14 protein-coding genes are annotated in these 20054 nt (G+C 67.8%); 9 read left to right on the forward strand and 5 right to left on the reverse strand.

The features are described from left to right. Positions 1–161: 161 nt before the first annotated feature. From IGS68_RS19505 to galE, 5 genes are all read right to left on the reverse strand, one after another. Positions 162–1757 (reverse strand): GMC oxidoreductase, encoded by a 1596-nt coding sequence (locus IGS68_RS19505; RefSeq protein ID WP_201072812.1) that lies wholly within the window; start codon positions 1755–1757, stop codon positions 162–164. 113 nt (positions 1758–1870) lie between these two features. Beyond that, complete coding sequence (locus IGS68_RS19510; RefSeq protein WP_247880982.1) at positions 1871–2629, reverse strand: gamma-glutamylcyclotransferase; 759 nt, start codon at positions 2627–2629, stop codon at positions 1871–1873. A 38-nt stretch (positions 2630–2667) separates the two neighbouring features. Then, positions 2668–3855 (reverse strand): DUF2336 domain-containing protein, encoded by a 1188-nt coding sequence (locus tag IGS68_RS19515; RefSeq protein WP_201072814.1) that lies wholly within the window; start codon positions 3853–3855, stop codon positions 2668–2670. Between the two features lie 110 nt (positions 3856–3965). After that, positions 3966–4388 (reverse strand): MarR family transcriptional regulator, encoded by a 423-nt coding sequence (locus tag IGS68_RS19520; protein ID WP_247881399.1) that lies wholly within the window; start codon positions 4386–4388, stop codon positions 3966–3968. A 492-nt stretch (positions 4389–4880) separates the two neighbouring features. Next, the gene (gene galE, locus IGS68_RS19525) at positions 4881–5906 is read right to left on the reverse strand and encodes a UDP-glucose 4-epimerase GalE (RefSeq protein ID WP_201072820.1); all 1026 of its coding nucleotides are present in this window, start codon (positions 5904–5906) and stop codon (positions 4881–4883) included. Positions 5907–6388: 482 nt separating this feature from the next. Here galE and IGS68_RS19530 point away from each other — a divergent pair, with 482 nt between their 5' ends. From IGS68_RS19530 to IGS68_RS19570, 9 genes are all read left to right on the forward strand, one after another. After that, positions 6389–8155, forward strand: a complete 1767-nt coding sequence (locus tag IGS68_RS19530; RefSeq protein ID WP_201072822.1) for a type I secretion system permease/ATPase — start codon at positions 6389–6391, stop codon at positions 8153–8155. Beyond that, complete coding sequence (locus IGS68_RS19535; RefSeq protein WP_201072824.1) at positions 8152–9495, forward strand: HlyD family type I secretion periplasmic adaptor subunit; 1344 nt, start codon at positions 8152–8154, stop codon at positions 9493–9495. The genes IGS68_RS19530 and IGS68_RS19535 overlap by 4 nt, the downstream gene beginning before the upstream one ends. 14 nt (positions 9496–9509) lie before the next feature. After that, positions 9510–10760 carry a glycosyltransferase gene (locus IGS68_RS19540; protein ID WP_201072826.1) on the forward strand — a complete coding sequence of 417 codons (1251 nt, stop codon included), beginning with the start codon at positions 9510–9512 and terminating at the stop codon, positions 10758–10760. Positions 10761–11024: 264 nt separating this feature from the next. Further along, a complete protein-coding gene (locus IGS68_RS19545; protein WP_201072828.1) occupies positions 11025–11900 on the forward strand; it encodes a calcium-binding protein in 876 nt (291 codons plus the stop codon). A gap of 85 nt (positions 11901–11985) precedes the next feature. Further along, positions 11986–14283, forward strand: a complete 2298-nt coding sequence (locus IGS68_RS19550) for a glycosyltransferase (protein WP_201072830.1) — start codon at positions 11986–11988, stop codon at positions 14281–14283. Then, a complete protein-coding gene (locus tag IGS68_RS19555; RefSeq protein WP_201072833.1) occupies positions 14280–15170 on the forward strand; it encodes a class I SAM-dependent methyltransferase in 891 nt (296 codons plus the stop codon). The genes IGS68_RS19550 and IGS68_RS19555 overlap by 4 nt, the downstream gene beginning before the upstream one ends. Beyond that, a complete protein-coding gene (locus IGS68_RS19560; RefSeq protein ID WP_201072835.1) occupies positions 15167–16468 on the forward strand; it encodes a glycosyltransferase family 4 protein in 1302 nt (433 codons plus the stop codon). Before IGS68_RS19555 ends, IGS68_RS19560 begins: the two co-directional genes overlap by 4 nt. Then, on the forward strand, positions 16465–18651 hold the full coding sequence (locus IGS68_RS19565; protein WP_201072837.1) for a glycosyltransferase family 2 protein: 2187 nt from the start codon (positions 16465–16467) through the stop codon (positions 18649–18651). Before IGS68_RS19560 ends, IGS68_RS19565 begins: the two co-directional genes overlap by 4 nt. Further along, a complete protein-coding gene (locus IGS68_RS19570; protein ID WP_201072839.1) occupies positions 18648–20012 on the forward strand; it encodes a glycosyltransferase family 4 protein in 1365 nt (454 codons plus the stop codon). The genes IGS68_RS19565 and IGS68_RS19570 overlap by 4 nt, the downstream gene beginning before the upstream one ends. Positions 20013–20054 lie beyond the last annotated feature (42 nt).

The raw sequence follows: 20054 nt of genomic DNA on the forward strand, positions 1-20054 counted from the left end.
CGTGACATACCCGATTTCCGACTGAGGCTGCCGCGGCCTATTCGTGGCCCCAACGAGGGATATCGGGGTCAGACCACCATTTCCCTCGAAGGTTGTCGGCTCGAAGAGCTTTCGGGAAATGGTGGTCTGACCCCGATATCCCGGCTCCGGACAGCCGTGAGTTACGCCAGCTTGCCGATCAGGTGGTCCGCCAGGCGAACGGCCAGGGTCACGATGTTCATCGTCAGCATCGTGGCTCCCGACGTCGGGAACACCGACCCGCCGGCGACGTACAGGTTCCGGATGCCGTGGACCCGGCAGTTCTCGTCCACGACTCCGTGACGCGGATCCTTGTGCATCCGGGTCGTGCCCATGAAGTGCGCCGACGAGTCGATGGATGCCGGCCAGGGATCCTCTTCGTTCTCGAACTGGACCCGAAGGCGGCCGACTCCGAGCTTGCCGAACTCGCGGGCGACCAGATCCTGGGTCCGCAGGATCGTGTGCTTGTCGATCTGCTGAAGCCGCCAGTCGAGCACCAGCCGGTTCTGCCCGAGCGAGTCACGCTCGGGGCCGAGCATGACGCGGCTGTCACGGTTGGGCGCCTGCTCCGCGAAATAGCGCATTTCCACGGCCCGGTAGTCGCTGTTGCCGCTGGCCCGCGCATAGAGCGCCTTGGCGACCGAATCCAGGTCGCCGATCACCTTGCCGAGATTCTCGCCGAGCCGGTCGGGTACGCGGCCCTGGATGATCTGCTTGACGATCTTGCGCAGCGCCACGAAACCCGGAGCGTGCTCCCCTTCGTAGGACTCGTCGAGGAAGACCACGCTGTTCAGCATGCCCTCGCGCTCCTGGACCGGGTAGGTCGGTTGCAGGGCGTTCATGAAGGGCGCGCCGCCGCTCTCGAACCGGGTGGCCCAGGTGTCGAGGCCGTAGAACCGCACCGTCTCCTTCGGCACCTCCAGCATCGCCCGGCCGGTGCGGATGGTGGTGTGGGCCATGAAATAGCGGCCGACCACGTCATGGTCGTTGCCCAGCCCATTGGGACGGACCTTGTTGGACAGCAGCAGGAGGCGCGCGTTCTCGATGCCGCTCGCCAGGATGAAGATCCTGGCGGTGAACCGGCAGCCGCGCCCGCTCACGTCGCGTGTCCGGAGGCCCACGACTTCGGAAGCGTCCTCGCCGGTCTCGATCTCGACGACGTTGGCGTGAAGATAGACCGTGCATTGGCTGCCCGGTTTGGCCAGATCGGCGCGGTAGGCGTCGCCGAAACGGGTCGGCGGGCTTTTCAGGAAAAGCTTCTCGCCGATCTCCTCGCCGGTGACCGGAATCCGGCTTCTGCGGAACTTCTCGGATATCTCGGCCCAGTGATCGACCGAATAGTCGTCGGACGGCAGCTCGCAGTAGCGGTAAGCCCGCGGGTAGAACCGTTCGAGGTCCTTCCTGGAAATCGGCCAGCCGCTGTCGGGCACCCAGGAACGGGTCTCGAAATCGCGCTCGTCGAGCGGAGCGCAGTTGCCGCCCCAATGGCCGGTGGTGCCGCCGAAATACCGCAGCCGGGTCCACATCAGGTCGACCTTGTGCTGGCTGACGCAGTCGCCGTCGTTCAGAGCCTGGACATCGTCCTCGAAGTCGAGTCCACCGCTTTCCAGCAGGTTGACCGAGAAATCATGCCCGATCAGTTCCATCGCCAGCGTGATCCCGGCCGCCCCGGCACCCACGATGCAAATGTCGGAGTCGATCACCGTCCCTTCGGACAAGTTGCGCACATCTGTGATCATACTTGGACGTAACCGGATACTGGTTGGCAGGAGAACCTTTGGGGTTCATGAACTAAGTAGTATCGGACCTGCAATGTCCACTCTCTCTTTCGGGGTGTGGCAGTGGTGCGACTCTATCCAGCAAGAAATCGGCGTACCTCTGCGGCAATGCGCTCCAACATGCGATCGCGCAGCCCCAATTCCGCCAAATGCTCAACCGTATTGAACAAGTAGTCCGAGCAGCGGCCGAACCGCCCTTCTGCCATCGCTATAGCTTTGATTGTCTCCGCGTGGGTCCAGTCGCCTACATAGCGGGAGTAATTGCGGTTTATCGTCATGGCGATGGCGTTGACCGGCCCCTCTTCGGTTACGGTCTTCAGCCATCGGGGAACATAGGCTCCGGTTATCATTTCCCGTCGCCACAGCAGGGTCAGTTCATGCGGGGCCTGCTGTTCCGCTATGCGGAAAACCACGCCGGCGCACTGGCCGCCGCGGTCCAGGCCCAGGAACAGGCCTGGACGCTCCAGCGATCCCCGCCCCATGTCGGCACGCAGGCAGAAGCGCCGGTGATAGCCGCGGATCCGGGCCGTGCGCCGCTCGACGAAGGCGAAGGTCGGGTTCCAGATCAGGCTGCCATAGGCGAAGACCCAGACATCCCCGCTTCCCGCGGCGTCAGCCGGACGCGACTTCAGGGTCTGTTCCAGCGAGCGGTCCAGTTCCTCATCGGTCCAGGTCTTCATCCATGGATACGCCTCCATCATCCTGCGGCGGCGATCCTGGTCGAGAAGTTCCTCGCGGGTCAGCGGGACGGGCATCGGCTGGTCTGGAAAAGGCATGAAGGCAGCAATCGTACCGGAAGCGGAAAGGCGGCGATGCCGAACGTCGTCAAGCATCGCGGCTTTTTCAACGCCTGTACAGCCGGCAGGCCCCTTCAGTGGGCGGCGCGGACGGGATGGAACGGCATTCCCGCCCGCTCCATCGCCCGCTCGATCACCTCTTCCGACTTCTGGTCGAAAAGCTGGAGCAGCAGGTCGTCGACCATGCGCTCCTCGATCGCGCAGCACTCCTGGAAGACCCGGGCCAGGACGGCGACCTGGTAATCCTCCCGTCCGGCGTCGTGCCCGTCATAGCCCATCCGCTTGGCCACCTCGATCGCGACGCGGAAGGGCGGCAGCAGCGCCTGCGGAAACCCGGCTTTCTCGAAGACCGCCCGGAGGCCCAGCGGGCCGTCGTCCCAGACCAGAAGGCGCGCCGTCTCCACCGGGACGCCGGCCCGCACGCCGAGACCGATGGTGAAGAGATCCAGTTCGCCGGCGCACAGCGCCCGCAGCATCAGGGAGGGGCTGAGACGTCCGTCGCGGTCGAGATGGCGCACCATCGCTTCCAGGTCGGCCGTGCTGTCGGCCAGGGGCTTCAGCAGCAGCATGGTCGCGGCTTCCCGGCCGCGCCCGACGATCCCCGCGACCAGAACCGGCGACAAGCGGTGCCGTTCCACCAGGCGGCTGCGGATCTCCTCGGACACATAGGCGATCAGCCTCTCGATCACCGCCAGGGACAGGCCGGAGCGCCCGGCCATGGCCTCGTTGACCGCGCCCAGGGTGCCGTAACGGTCCAGGGTCCTTTGAAGCGTCGCGTCGCGGATCGTCGCGCCGTCGTTGCGCAGAAGGCGGACGATCACCGTGACGTTGTCGGTGTCCACGATGGCGTCGGCGACCCGCGGCGACACCTCCGGGCGCCCGGCGATGGCCAGCTGCTTCTCGGCATCCCGGTCGGCGATGACCTGGAGCAGGAGCTCGTCGGTCAGGTGGGGAGCGTTGCGCAGGACCGGGAACGCCACCCGTCCGATGTCGCGCGCCAGCCGGGCGGCCAGCGAGCCGGTCAGCAGAGGGCTGTTGTGGATCTGCCAGGCCACCGCCTCGCGGACCGCGGCTTCGGCATCCATCGCCAGACGGTGCAGGATGTCGGTCGCGATGGCCTTCTCGGGCCCGGCGAGCCCGCCTCCCTCGAGATCGGCGACAAGCTTCGACACGGTGGCGATCCGGGCCTCGGACGACGGGTCGGCCAGCAGCCGCTGGACGTCGGCATAACTCAGCGCGCAATTGACGGAAGTGGCGGTCATGTCCTTCGTTTCCGCTTCGTGAAACCGGGGTCAGACCACCATTTCCCCCAAGCGTTCCATCGCAACAACATTCCAAGGAAATGGTGGTCTGACCCCGGTTTCCCGGTCCACTAGTCGAAATCGCGCTCGTCGTAGCGGATGATGTCGCTCCAGGCACGCTCCAGCCGGCGGAGGGTACGGTACGTGGTGTCGAAATCGGCGTTGTCGTCGTCGGTGCGGATCAGCGCGTCGGCCTGGGTCGCCTCCAGCCGGCGCAGTTCGCCGCACAGGTTCATGCCCTTCTCGGACAGCCGCAGGCGGGCCGACCGGCGGTCGCGCAGCGACGGGGCCCGGTCGACATAGCCCGTCTCGACCAGTTGCTTCAGATTGTAGGACGCGTTCGAACCGAGATAGTACCCGCGCTCCATCAGGTCGCGGACCGACAGTTCCTCGGTCCCGATATTCATCAGCATGAGCACCTGGACGGGGCTGATGTCGTCGATGCCGACCCGCCCCAGTTCGACGCGGACGACGTCGAGGAAGCGGCGGTGCATGCGTTCGACGATGCGGGCGATATCGTGGTAGATCGCGGTCGCGGGGGTCCGTCCCGGCCGCTGCTCGTCGGCACCGTCGGAAACCTGATTGGTGGCCGCGGTTTCGGATCGGGAAAAGCCGTTCATGCCCCCTTCCCCTCGTCCGATGCGTGCAGCTTCGAACCCGTCGGGCCTGGGAAGCACGCCATTGGACAGCTTTTCCGTCTCAGCCGGCTGAACGCTGTGTTTGAAGGCCAGTCCGTTGGTAGGCACGTTGTTTTCCTCGTCGAGGTAATAAAGCTGCGCTTCTGTGTTTGGTACCGGGTCCGGCAGTCGGCCGTCTCCTCCCAGCGGTATTCCGAGCGGGAATTTGTCGCCAAATTCGAATTATTCTTATATGCGATTTTCCCGCTCATTCTTCCCATCCCCGACAGGGTAAAACCCGTACTTACATTCGTCTCTTACCCTTGCCCAGAGTTGTAAAAGAACCGTAAATCCGCTGTATTTATCTTGCTACCCCACAGCGACCAATTCGCGAACTGGTCCGGACTCGTATCCGCCGGGGTTGCGGCAGCGCCAGTCCCAGGCATGTCGGATAATCGTTTCCAGATCAGGGAAACGCGGATCCCAGCCGAGATCCCTGCGGATCCGCTCGCTCGATGCGATCAGGACCGGCGGATCGCCGGGGCGCCGCGCGCCGACCTTCACCGCGATGTCGCGCCCGGTCACCCTGCGGGCCGTCTCGATGACCTCGCGCACCGTGTAGCCCCTGCCGTTGCCGAGGTTGTACCGGCAGCTCCGGTGATCCAGCGCCGAGAGGACCCGGATATGCGCATCCGCGAGATCGGAGACGTGGATGTAGTCCCGGATGCAGGTGCCGTCATGGGTCGGGTAGTCGTCGCCGAAGATCTCGATGTGCGGCCGCTTTCCCGCCGCGACGTCGAGCACCAGCGGAATCAGGTGCGTCTCGGGATCGTGGTCCTCGCCCAGGTGTCCGTCGGGATGGGCTCCCGCTGCGTTGAAATAGCGCAGGCAGGCCGAGTGCATGCCATGCACCTTGTCGGCCCAGTGCAGGATCCTTTCGATCATGAACTTGGATTCGCCGTAGGGGCTGCCGGGATCGATCTCGGTGTTCTCGTCGATCGGCATCCGATCCGGCATGCCGAACAGGTTGGCGGTGGACGACAGCACGAAGCGCCGGACGCCGTTGTCGGCAGCGAACTGCACCAGGTTCAGGGCGTTCACCACGTTGTCGTGCAGGTAAAGGTGCGGGTTGCGCATCGACTCCCCCACCAGGGAGTTCGAGGCGAAGTGCAGGATGGCATCGAAGCGGAAGGCGCTGAACAGGCGGGTCAGCGTCGCCGGACTGGCGAGATCGCCCTCCACCAGCTCGGCCTCGGCCGGGACGGCGGCACGGTGTCCCTGCTGCAGATTGTCGAAAACGACCACCGAATAGCCGCGGGCGACCAGTTCGGCGACGCAGTGGCTGCCGACGAATCCGGCGCCGCCGGTGACCAGAACCGTTTCCTGATGAGGCATGTAAAGCTCCTTTATTGAGCCGCGCCAAGCCCCGGAGGGCACAGGAGGACTTCCGATCCTTCCTGCCGCGGTTTCGGCGACTCTTGATGCGGGAAACTCTGAAGGCCGGCTGGTTCCGGCCTCATTGAGCACAAGAATTATCACGCGATTATTACTGGCAAGTTAATGCATCATCAGTACATACTTGAATATTAACCAATTTTATTTGGCAAAAAGCATTGCGGACATTCAAACAAACCAGTCGGAATTTCGTTTGAATCCAGTTGCAATCCCGTCGCGCCGGCGTACCGCCCGGATCCGGGCCGGCTCTTCATATCCGGCCGATCAGTACGCCATTTTGTTTCGAATTTGTCCCATTATTCAAAGAAAACCGAAGGCTTCGACCGGCTCGATTGTGCGGGAAACGGCCGTTTAACGCCCGTTTAACAATTTGCCCCAATATTGCATTGCACCCAGCGCCCGCTTTGGAGCTCGCCCCCTGCATGAATGACCACGCACTACTCCGCGGCACGCTGCGGCATCTCGGCAGGGGCATGGTCTTTGCTGCCGTGCTCAGCTGTTTCGTGAATATTCTGATGCTCATCGTGCCGCTCTATACGATGCAGGTCTACGACCGCGTGATGACCAGCCGCAGCACCGACACCCTGGTGATGCTGGCGATCGTCGCGGTCGGCGGACTGATGCTCTACGCGGTGCTGGATTTCATCCGCACCCGGATCTTCCTGATCATGGGCGACCTGATCTCCCGGCGGCTGAACGTCCCGACCCTGCAGGCCGCCGTCATCGATACCCTGCACGGCAGCCAGCGCAACTCGACCCAGGCGATCCGCGACCTCAACGACCTCCGCTCCTTCATCACCGGAAGCGCCATCACGGTTCCGCTGGAAGTGATGTGGGTGCCGATGTTCCTGGTCGTCCTGTTCCTGCTGCACCCCATCTACGGCTGGCTGGCGCTGGGCGCCGCCGCGCTGCTGTTCCTGATGAGCGTGCTGACCGACGTGCTGACCCGGCGCCCGCTGGCCCAGGCCAACGAGGCCGCGGCGCGGTCCTTCAGCGACATCGCCTCGACCGTGCGGAACGCGGAGGTGATCGAAGCGATGGGCATGCTGCCGGCCGTGGCGAAGCGGTGGGAGCGCAGCCAGTACCGCATGATCGACCTGCTGAACCGGGGCAACAGCTCGGCCAAGGCGCTGACCGCGGCCTCTCGCTCGCTGCGGCTGATCCTCCAGATCGCCATGATCTCGACCGCCTGCGTGCTGGTGATCGACCGCGAGGCGTCCCCCGGCAGCGCCATGGCCGCCGGGATCCTGATGGGCCGCATGCTCCAGCCGTTCGAGCAGTTGATCGACGGCTGGCGCCAATGGGTGTTCGCCTGGTCGGCCTTCGGCCGGGTGCGCGGCCTGCTGAACGGCACCCAGGGCCGCCGCCAGAGCATGCCCCTGCCCCGGCCCGAGGGCCGGCTGAGCGTGGACCGCCTCGTCTATATCCCGCCGGGGGTCGACAAGGCGGTGCTGAAGGGCATCTCCTTCTCGCTGGAACCGGGCGAGACGCTGGGGATCATCGGCCCCTCCGCCGCCGGCAAATCGACCCTGGCTCGGCTGCTGGTCGGCATCTGGGAACCCACCTCCGGCGGCATCTACCTGGACGGCCACAGCACCTTCCTGTGGGAACGGGAGAGCTTCGGCCTCAGCGTCGGCTATCTGCCCCAGAACGTTTCCCTGCTCGACGGCACGATCCGGGAGAACATCTCGCGCATGACCGAGGCGAGCCCGCTGGACGTGGTGAACGCGGCCAAGATGGCCGACGTCCATGAGATGATCGGCCGGCTGCCGTTCGGCTACGACACCACGGTCGGCGACAGCGCCTACAGCCTGAGCGGCGGCCAGCGCCAGCGGATCGGCCTGGCCCGCGCGCTGTTCGGCAATCCGCGCCTGCTGGTCCTGGACGAACCCAACTCCAACCTGGACAATGCCGGGGAGCAGGCCCTGCTCCAGGCGATCGCCAAGGCCAAGGCGGCCGGGACGACCGTCGTCCTGATCGCCCACCGGCCCTCGGTCGTCGCCGCGGTGGACAAGCTGCTGGTCCTCAAGGACGGCATGGTCGACCAGTTCGGCGCCCGCGCCGACGTGCTGAAGGCGATCTCCGCCCCGCCCGGCACGCGCCAGGTCGCGACGGCGCCCAACGTGGCGCGCCTGGTCAAGGCCGGCAAGACCCTGGCGGACGGCGTGCAGGCGGGGCAGGCATCATGACGCTCCCGACGAACACCCCCGTCTGGACCGTGACCCTCGAAGCGGAACCGCCCGAGCCGTCGCTGCGCAACACCATGATCGCGGGCACCGTCGCGGTTCTGGTCGGGTTCGGCGGCTTCGTCGGCTGGGGCATGACCGCCGACCTCAGCAGTGCCGCCATCGCCCAGGGCACCGTCATCGCCAACAGCCACCGCAAGACCATCTCCCACCTGGAAGGCGGCATCCTGCACGAGCTGCTGGTCAAGGAGGGAGACCAGGTCAAGGCGGGCCAGGTCCTGCTGCGCATGGACGGGACCCAGGCCCAGGCCCTGCTCGGCCAGGTGGAGAACCAGCTCTGGACCGCCCAGGCCCGAGTCGCCCGCCTGCGGGCCGAGCAGGCCGACCAGCGCTCGCTGGTCTTCCCCGAGGATCTGGTCGAGGCCGGCAGGCGCAGCACGGTCGCGGCGGACGCCATGGCGACCGAGCTGCGGCTGTTCGCGGCGCGCTGGGACAGCTACGACGGGTCGCTGGCGATCAACCGGCGCAAGATCGACCAGCTCCGGGAGCAGATCGCGGCCCTGAAGGCCCAGTCCAGCGCCACCGCCGACCGCCTGCGCTACACCGACGAGGAGCTGGCGACCGTCAAGGCCCTGCTCGAGAAGGGCTACGAGCGCCGCCCCCGGCTGCTGGAGATGCAGCGCCTGTCGGCCGAGCTGAAGGGCCGGGTCGGCGAACTGGCGGCCAACGAGGCCCAGGCCGAGCAGGCGATCGCCGCCGCCGAGCTGGAGATCCTGTCCCTGAAGCACGACCGCCGGACGGAGATCGCCGATTCCCTCCAGCAGACCCAGGGCACGCTGGCCGACATGACCGAGCGGTCCCGCGGCGCCACCGACATTGTCCAGCGCAAGGAAGTCGTCGCTCCCCAGGACGGCAAGGTCACGGACATCCGCTTCTTCACGCCGGGCGGCGTGATCGGCGCGGGCGCCCCGATCCTGGACCTGGTCCCGGTCGACGACGAGCTGGTGGTGGAGGCCCAGGTCAGCCCGGCCGACATCGACAGCATCCGGGTCGGCCAGGTCGCCAACGTCCGGCTCAGCGCCTACAAGCAGCGCAAGGTCCCGACGATCGACGCCCACGTGATGTATGTCGCGGCCGACCAGGTGCTCGACCAGCGGACGGGCCAGTCCTACTTCACCGCGCGGGTCAAGCTCGACCCCGAGTCGCTGGCCTCGCTCCACCATGTGGAGCTGGTCCCCGGCATGCCCGCGGAAGTCATCATGATCAACGCCAAGCGGCGGGCGATCGACTACTTCCTCAGCCCCATCACCGACAGCATGAGGCGGGCGTTCCGAGAGGAATGACCGGACGGCGAGCCATGCGCATCCTGTTCGTGCACAACCACTTCCCCGGCCACTACCAGCACCTGGCCGCGGCATTGGCCGCCGACCCGGCCAACCAGGTCGTCTTCATCACCAAGGACCGGACCGGGTCGATCCCGGGGGTGGACAAGCGGGTATTCTCGCCGTCCCGGCCGCCGGGACCCCAGACCCACCACTATGTCCGCCCGTTCGAGGACGCCGTGCTGCACGGCCAGGCGGTCTACCGGCTGTGCGAGCGGCTGAAGCGCGACGGCTTCGTGCCCGACCTGGTCTGCGCCCACGCCGGGTTCGGCCCGGGGCTCTTCATCAAGGACGCCTTCCCCGACACGCCCCTGCTGGGATACTTCGAGTGGTTCTACCACGCCAAGGGAAGCGACGCCGACTACCTCGATGGTCCCGTCAACGCCGACGAGGCCTGCCGGATCCGCAGCCGCAACGCGGCGATCCAGATGGAGCTGGCCAATTGCGACTGGGGCGTCTGCCCGACCGTGTTCCAGCGCGGCCAGTTCCCGGCGGCGTTCCAGAACAAGCTGACCCTGATGCATGACGGCATCGACACCGGCTTCTTCTCGCCGGAGCCGGGCGCGCCCATGGTGCTGCCCGGGCTCGACCTCTCCTCCGCCCGGGAGGTCGTGACCTACGCGACCCGCGGGATGGAGCCGTACCGCGGCTTTCCCCAATTCATGCGCGCCGCCGACATCCTGCTGAGGGAGCGTCCCGGCCTGCATATCGTGGTCGGCGGCGACGACGGCGTATCCTACAGCAGGCTGCCGCCGCCGGGCCGGACCTACAAGCAGATGATGCTGGACGAGCTGCCCGGGATCGACCGCTCGCGGCTGCACTTCGTCGGCCCGCTGGAATATCCGGTCTACCGCGACATGCTGCGGGCGACCGACGTCCATGTCTACCTGACGGTGCCGTTCGTGCTGTCCTGGTCCCTGCTCGAATCGCTCTCGACCGGCTGCCTGGTGGTGGCCGCCGACAACGCCGCGGTGAGGGAGGTGGTCGAACACGGCGTCAACGGCCTGCTGGCCGACTTCTTCTCGCCCGACGACATCGCGGCCAGGATCGCCGACGCGCTGGACCGGCGCGTCGCGACCGACGCGATCCGCGCCGCCGCGCGCCGGGGCGTGGTGGAACGCTACGCGCTGGCCGATCTGCTTCCCCGGCATCTGCAGCTGATCCGGCATCTCGCGGGCAGCGCGGAGACGTGCGGGGAGCCGCACCTGGAGCTGGAGACGGCGTGAGCGCTCCACCAACGAGAAACAATTAATCGCGACTTATTGCTTCGATTTTCAAACCAATTTGGTCACTGTTGCGCGTCCATTTGAAAGTAAAGGATCGTTAATTTGTGTATTTGCGCTTGAGTATTTCCAGTCGTTATTTTATGATCGGTGCAAAATTGCGGCAGCGCACTAAATTTAACCTTCGATTAACATTTGAAGCGGTAGTTTCCTCTTATCGAAAGCACGGAAACAATGCTTCGCTGATCCCTTTACTGGAGGCTTGAAATGGCAACCCTTCCCGGTGGCTCCTACGACGATTACCTGACCGGCACGGCGCAGGCCGACGTGATCTTCGGCGGCGGCGGCAACGACATCCTCATGGGCGAGGGCGGCGACGACCAGCTCTTCGGCGGAGCCGGCAGCGACATGCTGTTCGGCGGCGAGGGCAACGACCTGCTCGACGGCGGCGCCGGCAACGACGTCCTGTTCGGCGGCGCCGGCAACGACACCCTGCTGGGCGGGGCCGGCAACGACGTGCTCCAGGGCGGGGCCGGCGACGACATCATCAGCGGGGGCGCCGGCAACGACATCATCGACGGCGGCACCGGCAACGACGTCATCGACGGCGGTGCGGGCGACGACGTGATCACCGGCGGCGACGGCAACGACATCATCAACGGCGGAGCGGGCCACGACGTGATCGACGGCGGCGCCGGCAACGACACCCTGTCCGGCGGCGCCGGCAACGACATCATCATGGGCGGCGACGGCAACGACATCATCCGCGGCGACAGCGGCAGCGACGTGCTGTTCGGCGGGGCCGGCGACGACGTCATCTTCGGCGGTGCCGGCAAGGACATCATCCACGGCGGCGCCGGCAACGACACCCTGACCGGCGGCTCCGAGAGCGACACCTTCGTCTTCACCGGCGGCGGCGGCCAGGACGTCGTGATGGACTTCAAGGCCGGCGAGGACATCCTCCAGATCGCCCGCAACATCAACGGCCTGGACGTTTCCAGCGCGGCCGACATGGCGGCGCGGGTGCTCGATGCCGGCGGCAACGCGGTCATCGACCTGGGCAACGGCGACACCATCACCCTGATGAACGTCAACGCCGAGGACGTCCAGAACAACCCGAACGCCTTCTTCGTGATCAGCTAAGGGCTTGCGGCGGCGGCTCCCGGGCCGCCGCCGCTTCCCCCGGCGCCATCGCGACCCCAACCCTCCCGACACCCCACGGATGCCGATGCTCCCGACCGTCCTGGCCCCTCATCCCGACGCCGCCGTTCCCACCGCCCGCCTGCACGGCGTCGGCGGCGACTTCGTCATGGCGGTCTGGGAAACCGCTTCGCCGGGCCGGCCGGGCCGCATCGCTCCCGCGATCGACGGGGCGGAGTCGCCGCGCCCCTATACCCTGCTGACCGTGCCGACCGCCTGGGGCGGGGAGCGGACCATCGCGGTGCTGCGCTGCCCGCCCGGCACGGAGACCATCGCCTTCCGGACCGAGGCCGACTGCCCGGTCTCGAGCGCCCATCCCGCCGACCGGACCGAATTCGACGCGGCCCTGCTGATGAGCGGCCTGGACGGCCCCGCCCGCCTGCGCGTGGTCCGCCTGCTGCTGGATTTCTGCCGCAGCGCCTTCAGCCTCCAGAACGACGGGCGGTTCGCCCTCCTGTGCCGCCGGCTTATCCTGGAGCTGTCGCCCAACCCCTCCTCCCTGGCGGTCCGCTGCGCCCCGACCCGGCAGCTCGCCCTGTGCGACGGCAGCGTCTCGGCCGGGTTCGGCGAGATCACCGCGACCGTCGTGATCACCCCGGGCGGCATGCGCCGGCTGGAAGTGGCGCCGGCTGTCGGCACCGTGCCGGACAAGCGCGCCCGCCTGCCTCTCCACCTGGTCATGGACAGGGCGCTGTGCGGAGCGGAGACGCTGGTCGTCCTGCTCGGCCGCACCGGCCTCGCCTGCCGCACGGTCGCCGCGGCGCCGGCGGAGCTTCCGACCCTGCTCGAATGGCTGGAACGCCGGCAGCCCTGCCCGCAGCATCTCCGCGACCATATCCTCCGGGCGCTGGCGCTCCGCGCCGCCGACGAGCCCCAGGCGGCGGCGGCCGTGCGCGAGCTCCAGGTGCTGATGCCCCTGCCCCGCCGCCACGTGGCGGCGGCGGACCGGCCGGTCGGCGGCGACATCGACGTCGCCCTGTCGACCGGCGACGGCGGGCTGTTCCTGGCCGGCTGGCTGCACGATCCCCACGGCATGGTCGAGCAGCTGCGGATCACCTCGCCCTTCGGCGACCGGCGCACCCTCGCAGCATTGCCCCACCGCTTCCCGCGCGAGGACGTGGCGGCGATGTACAAGTCCGCCTCTCCCGCGGGGTTCGCCGCCTGGATCCCCGGCACGCCCGACCCCGCCCCGGCGCTCCAGTACCGGTGCGAGCTGCTGCTGCGCTCGGGCGGCCGGATCGAGATCGTGCCGCCGCCCCGCCCGCTGAACCCGGCCGACGTGCGCGCCGCCGTGCTGGGCAGCATGCCCCCGCCCTTCGTGACCCAGGCGGCGCTGGAGACCTGCATCGCTCCGGCCGTGGCGCCGATCCATGCCGCCATGACGGCGGAGGTTCCGGCCCCCGAGGTCTTCCGCTATGGCGCGCCGGCCGCCGATCCGGCGGTGTCGATCGTGATCCCGCTCTACCGCAACCTGGAATTCCTGCGCTTCCAGCTCGCCGCCTTCGCGATCGACCCGGCCATGGCGGACGGGGCCGAGATCATCCTGGTGCTCGACAGCCCGGAGCAGCGCGACGAGCTGCGCCACTACCTGCACGGCCTGCACGGCCTCTACGCCTTGCCGCTGACCCTGGTGGTGAACGCCGCCAACCACGGCTACTCCACCTCCAACAACGCGGGCGCCGCGGTCGCGCGCGGCCGGCACCTGCTGTTCCTGAATTCCGACGTGATCCCCGACCGGCCCGGCTGGCTGCCGCGGCTCGTCGCGGCGCTGGAGGCGTCGCCGGAGACCGGCGCGGTCGGCCCCAAGCTGCTGTTCGAGGACGATTCGCTCCAGCATGCCGGGCTGTTCTTCGGCCGCGACTACCGCGGACGCTGGATCAACCAGCACTATCACAAAGGCATGCCGCGCGACTTCGCCCCGGCCTGCCTGCCCCGCGCGGTCCCCGGCGTCACCGGCGCCTGCCTGCTGATGCCGGCGGCCGTCTTCCGCGAGGTCGGCGGCTTCACCACCGACTACGTCATCGGCGACTACGAGGACTCGGACCTGTGCCTCAAGGTCCGGGCCTCGGGCCGGGAGATCCGCTACGAGCCGGCGGTCGAGCTCTACCACCTGGAGCGCCAGTCGATCAGCCGCCACGCCGGCTACACCCGCGGCGTCGCCTCCGAATACAACGCCTGGCTCCATGCCGGCCGCTGGTCCGCCCTGATGGAGGACCTGATGGGCCGGGACTGGCCGGCCGAAGGCTACTCCCGATCCCTTGGCCGATCCCTTGGCCGTTCCCCGGCCCGCCGCCGCAACCGCAGCAGAAAGACTTCGGAAGCATGAGCACGCCCCAACCCCTCCTTTCGGCGTCCGTTCCCGCCCAGCCCTCCCCCGTTCCCGCCAATCAGCGCGTGATCAAGCTGCTGGTCCGCCAGGACGCGCGGGACGCCCAGCGGATCGACTGGCTGTGCGAGCAGATCGTCCGCAACCGCTTCATGCCGGTTCCCCCGCCGGAGAACGTCTTCGTCGGCGACGGCGATTTCCGCGCCATCGGGGCCGAGTTCCTGAAGCATTTCGTCAAGCTGGGCGACCTGCGCCCGGCCGACCGCGTGCTGGAGATCGGCTGCGGCATCGGCCGCATGGCGCTGCCGCTGACCCAGTACCTGACCGGCGGCACCTATGACGGCATGGACGTGGTGCCGGACGGCATCGACTGGTGCTCGCGGACCATCACGCCGGCCTATCCGGCGTTCCGGTTCCACCACCTGGACGTGGCGAACGACCTGTACAATCCGCAGGGCCGGATCGATCCGACCGCCGTCACCCTGCCGTTCCGCGACCAGGGCTTCGACTTCGTGCTGCTGACCTCCGTGCTGACCCATCTCCAGGCGGCCGAGGCCCTGGCCTACGCCTGGGAGATCAGCCGGCTGCTGCGCCCCGGCGGCCGCTGCTTCATCAGCCTCTTCCTGATGAACGACGTCGCCCGCGAGGGCCTGCGCGGCGGCGACCGGCGCCTGGCCTTCGACCCGGACGCGGAAGGCCCGACCTGGCTGGCCGACCCGGCGGTCCCGTCGGCCGCGGTCGCCCACGACGAGGCGTTCCTGCTCGACGTCTTCGCCTCCGTCGGGCTGAAGCCGGCCAAGCCGGCCGTCTACGGCACCTGGTGCGGCCGGACCAACGCGGTCAGCTACCAGGACCTGCTGGTGCTGGAGAAGGCCGCCCTGCCATGACGTCGCCCCGCTCCCGCCCCGCCCCGCGCGTCCTGTTCGTCTGCCACAACCATCCGAGCTTCCATCCCGGCGGGACGGAGATCTTCGCCCACGACCTGTTCCGCCACATGAAGGACGTGGACGGGGTCGAGGCCATGTTCCTAGCCTGCACCAACAAGGTCCACCGCGACCAGAAGCCGGGCACCAACTTCCAGACGGTCGGCCGCAGCTCGGACGAGCTGGTCCTGTGGGCCGGGCATTTCGACCGCTTCTACCAGAGCCAGATCGACCTGCACGGCATCGTCCCCGACCTCTCGACGCTGCTCCAGTCGTTCCGGCCCGACATCGTGCATATCCACCACACCCTGCTGCTGGGCGTGGAGATGCTGTTCCTGATCCGCCGGGTGCTGCCCCGGGCGCGGATCGTCTATACCCTGCACGACTATTATCCGATCTGCGCCAACGACGGCCAGATGGTGACGACCGACGGCCACCGGCTGTGCTCCGGCGCCTCCCCCGACGCCTGCCACCGCTGCTTCCCGGAGCGCACCCCGGACAAGTTCGTGCTGCGGGAAAAGCACCTGAAAGGCATGCTCTCGCTGGTCGACCGCTTCGTCTCGCCCAGCCATTTCCTGCGCGACCGCTACGTCGCCTGGGGCCTCCCGGCCGACCGGATCACGGTGCTGCGCAACGGCCGCCCGCCCGTGCCGGCGGAATCGGCGCCCGCCGCCGGCCAGTCCCCCGCGCGGCGCAACGTCTTCGGCTATTTCGGCAACCTCAGCCCCTACAAGGGCATCCGGGTGGCGCTCGACGCGGCGCGCATGCTGGCCGACAAGGACGAGGACTTCGTCCTCCACGTCCATGGCGGCATGCCGTTCCAGTCCGACGCCTTCAAGGCGGAGATCGACGAGGCGGCCAAGTCCTGCGGCGGCCGGGTGATCCGCCACGGGGCCTACCGGCGGGACGAGATGGCGCGGCTGCTGAACGCCGTGGACTGGGTGATCACGCCATCGATCTGGTGGGAGAACGCCCCCCTGGTGATCCAGGAGGCTTTCCAGCAGGGCCGACCGGTGATCTGCAGCGACATCGGCGGCATGGCCGAGGCGGTGACCGACGACCATGACGGGCTGCATTTCCGGACCGGCGACGCGGCCGACCTGGCGCGCGCGATGCGCAGGGCGATGACCCTGCCGGGCCTGTGGCAGCGCCTCGCCTCCAACATTTCGCCGGTGCAGACGGTGGCCGAGAGCGCCGCCGAGCACCGCAGCCTCTATGCCGGCCTGACGACAGCCGCGACGTTGCGGAGTTCACGACGATGAAAGAGATCACCCCCAAAGCCGACATCCAGATCGCCGTCCTGGTGGACGAGAAGACGCTGCTGCTGTTCGGCTGGATCGACCGGGCGCTGCCGACCTCGGGAACCGCTAGCTTCTCCGAAGGCAGCGCCGCCGGCAGCTATGACGGGCATTTCTGGCACCGGGACGAGGTCTCGCAGTGGTTCGTGGCCCTGCTGCGGTTCGACAACATCGCGCAGATCCGGCCCCAGCGCCTCTCCATCACCGGGGCCGACCGGGACACCCGATACGCGATCCCGGCGATCCAGAACATCAAGATCAATCCCTGGACGCTGCTGTCCACCCTGAAGGAGGACATGCCGGAGGCGATGCCGGTGGTGTTCGACTTCCTGCACGAGAAGCTCGGGGAGGCCGGGCCGTCCGAGCGGGTGACCCGGCTGATGCTGGCCTTTCTCCAGGCGATGGCCCAGCCCGACGGCTTCGCCGAGATCTTCGGCTGCATGACCGGCCTGGGCGCCCTGGTGCAGGGCTGGTCGTTCAGCCTCGCCGCCGGCGAGCGCGACCTGATCGTGGAAACCGACGGCTGCCTCACCTTCCCGAGCACGGTCGGCAGCTTCGAGCGGTCCGATCTGCCGTCCACCGCGCGCGGCGTGCTGGGCGTCCTGCACGGTGCCGACACCCTGGACCTGCCGGCGATCCGCCGGATCTACCACAAGGCCGCCAAGGGCTGGTGCTACCTGGAGATCTTCGAGAACCGCACTCTCCTGACCGACCGGAGCGCGGTTCCGCACCTGCGCGCGATGCTGCCGACGCTGACCGGCGAACCGGCCGTGCTGCGCGCGCTGAAGCGCCTGTCCAACGCCCAGTACGAGGGCTTCGAGACGATCAGCCGGCTGGAACTGCCGGTCCGCGTCGGCCTTGACACCGCCGTCCGGGTTCCGGGCGCCGGGACCCTGGTGACCGGTTGGGTGCTCGACCCCGACCGCCATGTCTCCGCGATCACCCTGAAGGGCATCGGGCTGTCGGCGCGGATCGACCAGGACTGGTGCCGCACCAACCGCCGCGACGTCAGCGAGGCCTTCGCCGCCGACGCCCTGTTCGCCGGCAAGATCGTGCCCGGCCAGGACGCCCACGGCTTCCTCGCCTTCGTGCCGGAACCCGCCGCCTGCGCCGACCAGCCCGAGCGCTACCTGGAACTGTCGCTCAGCGACGATTCCTGCGCCTTCGTGCCCGTGCCGACATCCCGCGCCGGCACCCCGGCGCTGCGCCGCCTGCTGTCCGCCGTCAACCTGAACGATCCCGCCGCGGAGACCATCATCTCCCGGCACATCGGCCCGCTGGTCCAAGCGGCCGGCCGCGCGCCGGTCGCCTCGGAGATCACCGTCCCGGCCTACGCCATGGGCGTCCTCCAGGCGGCTCCCCGGCTGTCCGTCGTCATCCCGGTCGCCGACGGGCGCGACGACATCGACGTCGTCCTGGCGAAGCTGGCGGTGGACCGGGACTTCGACGGGACCGAGATCGTCATCGCGGCCGGCGCCGCCGCCCACGAGCGGCTGTCCCCCTCGCTCCGGCGCTACGCCGACTTCTACGGCCTCTCGATCCGGCTGATCCCCTGCCCCCATGCCCACGACGCCTACCAGGCGATGGACGAGGGGGTCCGGCATGCCGCCTCCGACATGCTGCTGCTGCTCTCGCCCTCCGTGCTGCCGACCGCCGCCGGCTGGCTGTCGAAGCTGGAGCGGGCCTGCAAGGCCTTCGGCAGGACCGCCATGCTCAGCCCGACGCTGCTCTACGAGGACTACTCGATCCGGTTCGCCGGCATCCAGCGGATCAGCGCCGACTCGGCCGTGTCGCAGTATGCCGGCTATTCGCGCGACTGGCTGAAGGGCCGCGAGATCGCCACGGTGCAGGCCGCCTCGACCGACTGCGCGCTGCTTCCCCGCGCCGCCTTCCTGGAAGCCGGCGGGTTCAGCCGGGACTTCGTCGGGTCCGACTACAAGGGCGTGGATTTCTGCCTGAAGCTGCGCGCGGCCGGCCATGCCTGCCTGTGGCTGCCGACGGTCGAGCTGATCGCGCTGGACGAGGGCCCGCGCGACCAGGCCCAGGAATACTGGCTCCAGACCGGCAGCCTCGTCGACCGCTGGGGGTTCGAGCGCAAATGGCCCCGCCTCCACTCCACCCACACGCTCGGGAGCGTTGACCGATGACCGTCACCGACAGCGTCAAGAGGGACAAGCGAGTCCTCATCATCAGCCACGGCCACCCGACCTTCTCGCTCGGCGGCGGCGAGGTGGCGTCCTACAACCTGTTCAACGGCATCCACGACCTGCCGGGCTGGGAAAGCTTCTATCTCGCCCGCGTCGGCCCGCCGGTCAACCGTCACAGGGACAGCGCCCTGATGAGCCTTCGCCAGAAGGAGCGCGAGATCCTCTACTACGCCAACGACTACGACCATTTCCGCTGCTCGAACCGGAACCTGCCCGGCCTGCGCCAGGACTTCGTCCGCTACGTGGTGGACCTCCAGCCCGACGTGATCAATTTCCACCACTTCCTGGGCCTGGGCGTGGAGACGATCTTCGCGATCAAGCAGGCGCTGCCCCGGATCCCGGTCGTGGTGACCTTCCACGAATACCTGTCGATCTGCCACCATCACGGCCAGATGGTGAAGACCAGCCGCAACGCCCTGTGCTACCGCTCCTCGCCGGCGGAATGCACCGGCTGCTTCCCCCACATCCCGGAAAGCCAGTTCTTCAAGCGAGAGGCCTTCCTCAAGACCTTCCTGGAGATGGCGGACTTCTATGTCAGCCCGAGCGAGTTCCTGATCGACCGCTATGTCGATTGGGGACTGCCGCGCGAGAAGTTCCGGATGATCGAGAACGGCCTGACGGTCGAGGACATCGTCCCGCCCCGTCCCCTGCCCAAGGGCGGCCGGCGCAACCGCTTCGGCTTCTTCGGCCAGGTCTCCGAGTTCAAGGGCCTGCACGTGCTGGTCGAGGCGGTATCCCGGGTCTCCGACAAGGACTGGGGCGACGACAGCGCGCTGATGATCTTCGGCGGCAATCTGGAACGCCAGCCCGAGGCCTTCCAGAAGAAGTTCAACGAATTGACGGAGAAGGCCGGCAACCGCGTCCGCTTCTACGGCAGCTACCGCTCGGCGGAACTGCCCAGCCTGATGAAGGACGTGGACTGGCTGATCATCCCGTCGATCTGGTGGGAGAACTCGCCGGTCGTGATCCAGGAAGCCTTCCTGCATGGCCGCCCGATCATCGCCAGCAACATCGGCGGCATGGCGGAGAAGGTCACCCACAACGTGGACGGCCTGCATTTCCGCAATGCCAGCGTGGAGGATCTGGTCGACCGCCTGACCGACGTGCTCCGCACCCCGGACCTGTGGGACCGGCTGCGCGCCCGGATCAAGCGGCCGATCGACCGGCAGGAATGCGCCCGCCGGCACACCGAAATCTTCAACGCCCTGCTCGGCGCCTCCGCCGGCCAGGACACTCCGGCCAAACCCGCCGCGGCGCAGGGCACCCAGGTCCTGGACCGCGCCGTGGCCCAACCCCTCTAGACCTTCCGAACCGCCGCTTCCAACCTGTCAAAAAGTCACCAG

The organism is Skermanella sp. TT6, assembly GCF_016653635.2.
Classification (GTDB): Bacteria; Pseudomonadota; Alphaproteobacteria; order Azospirillales; family Azospirillaceae; genus Skermanella; species Skermanella cutis.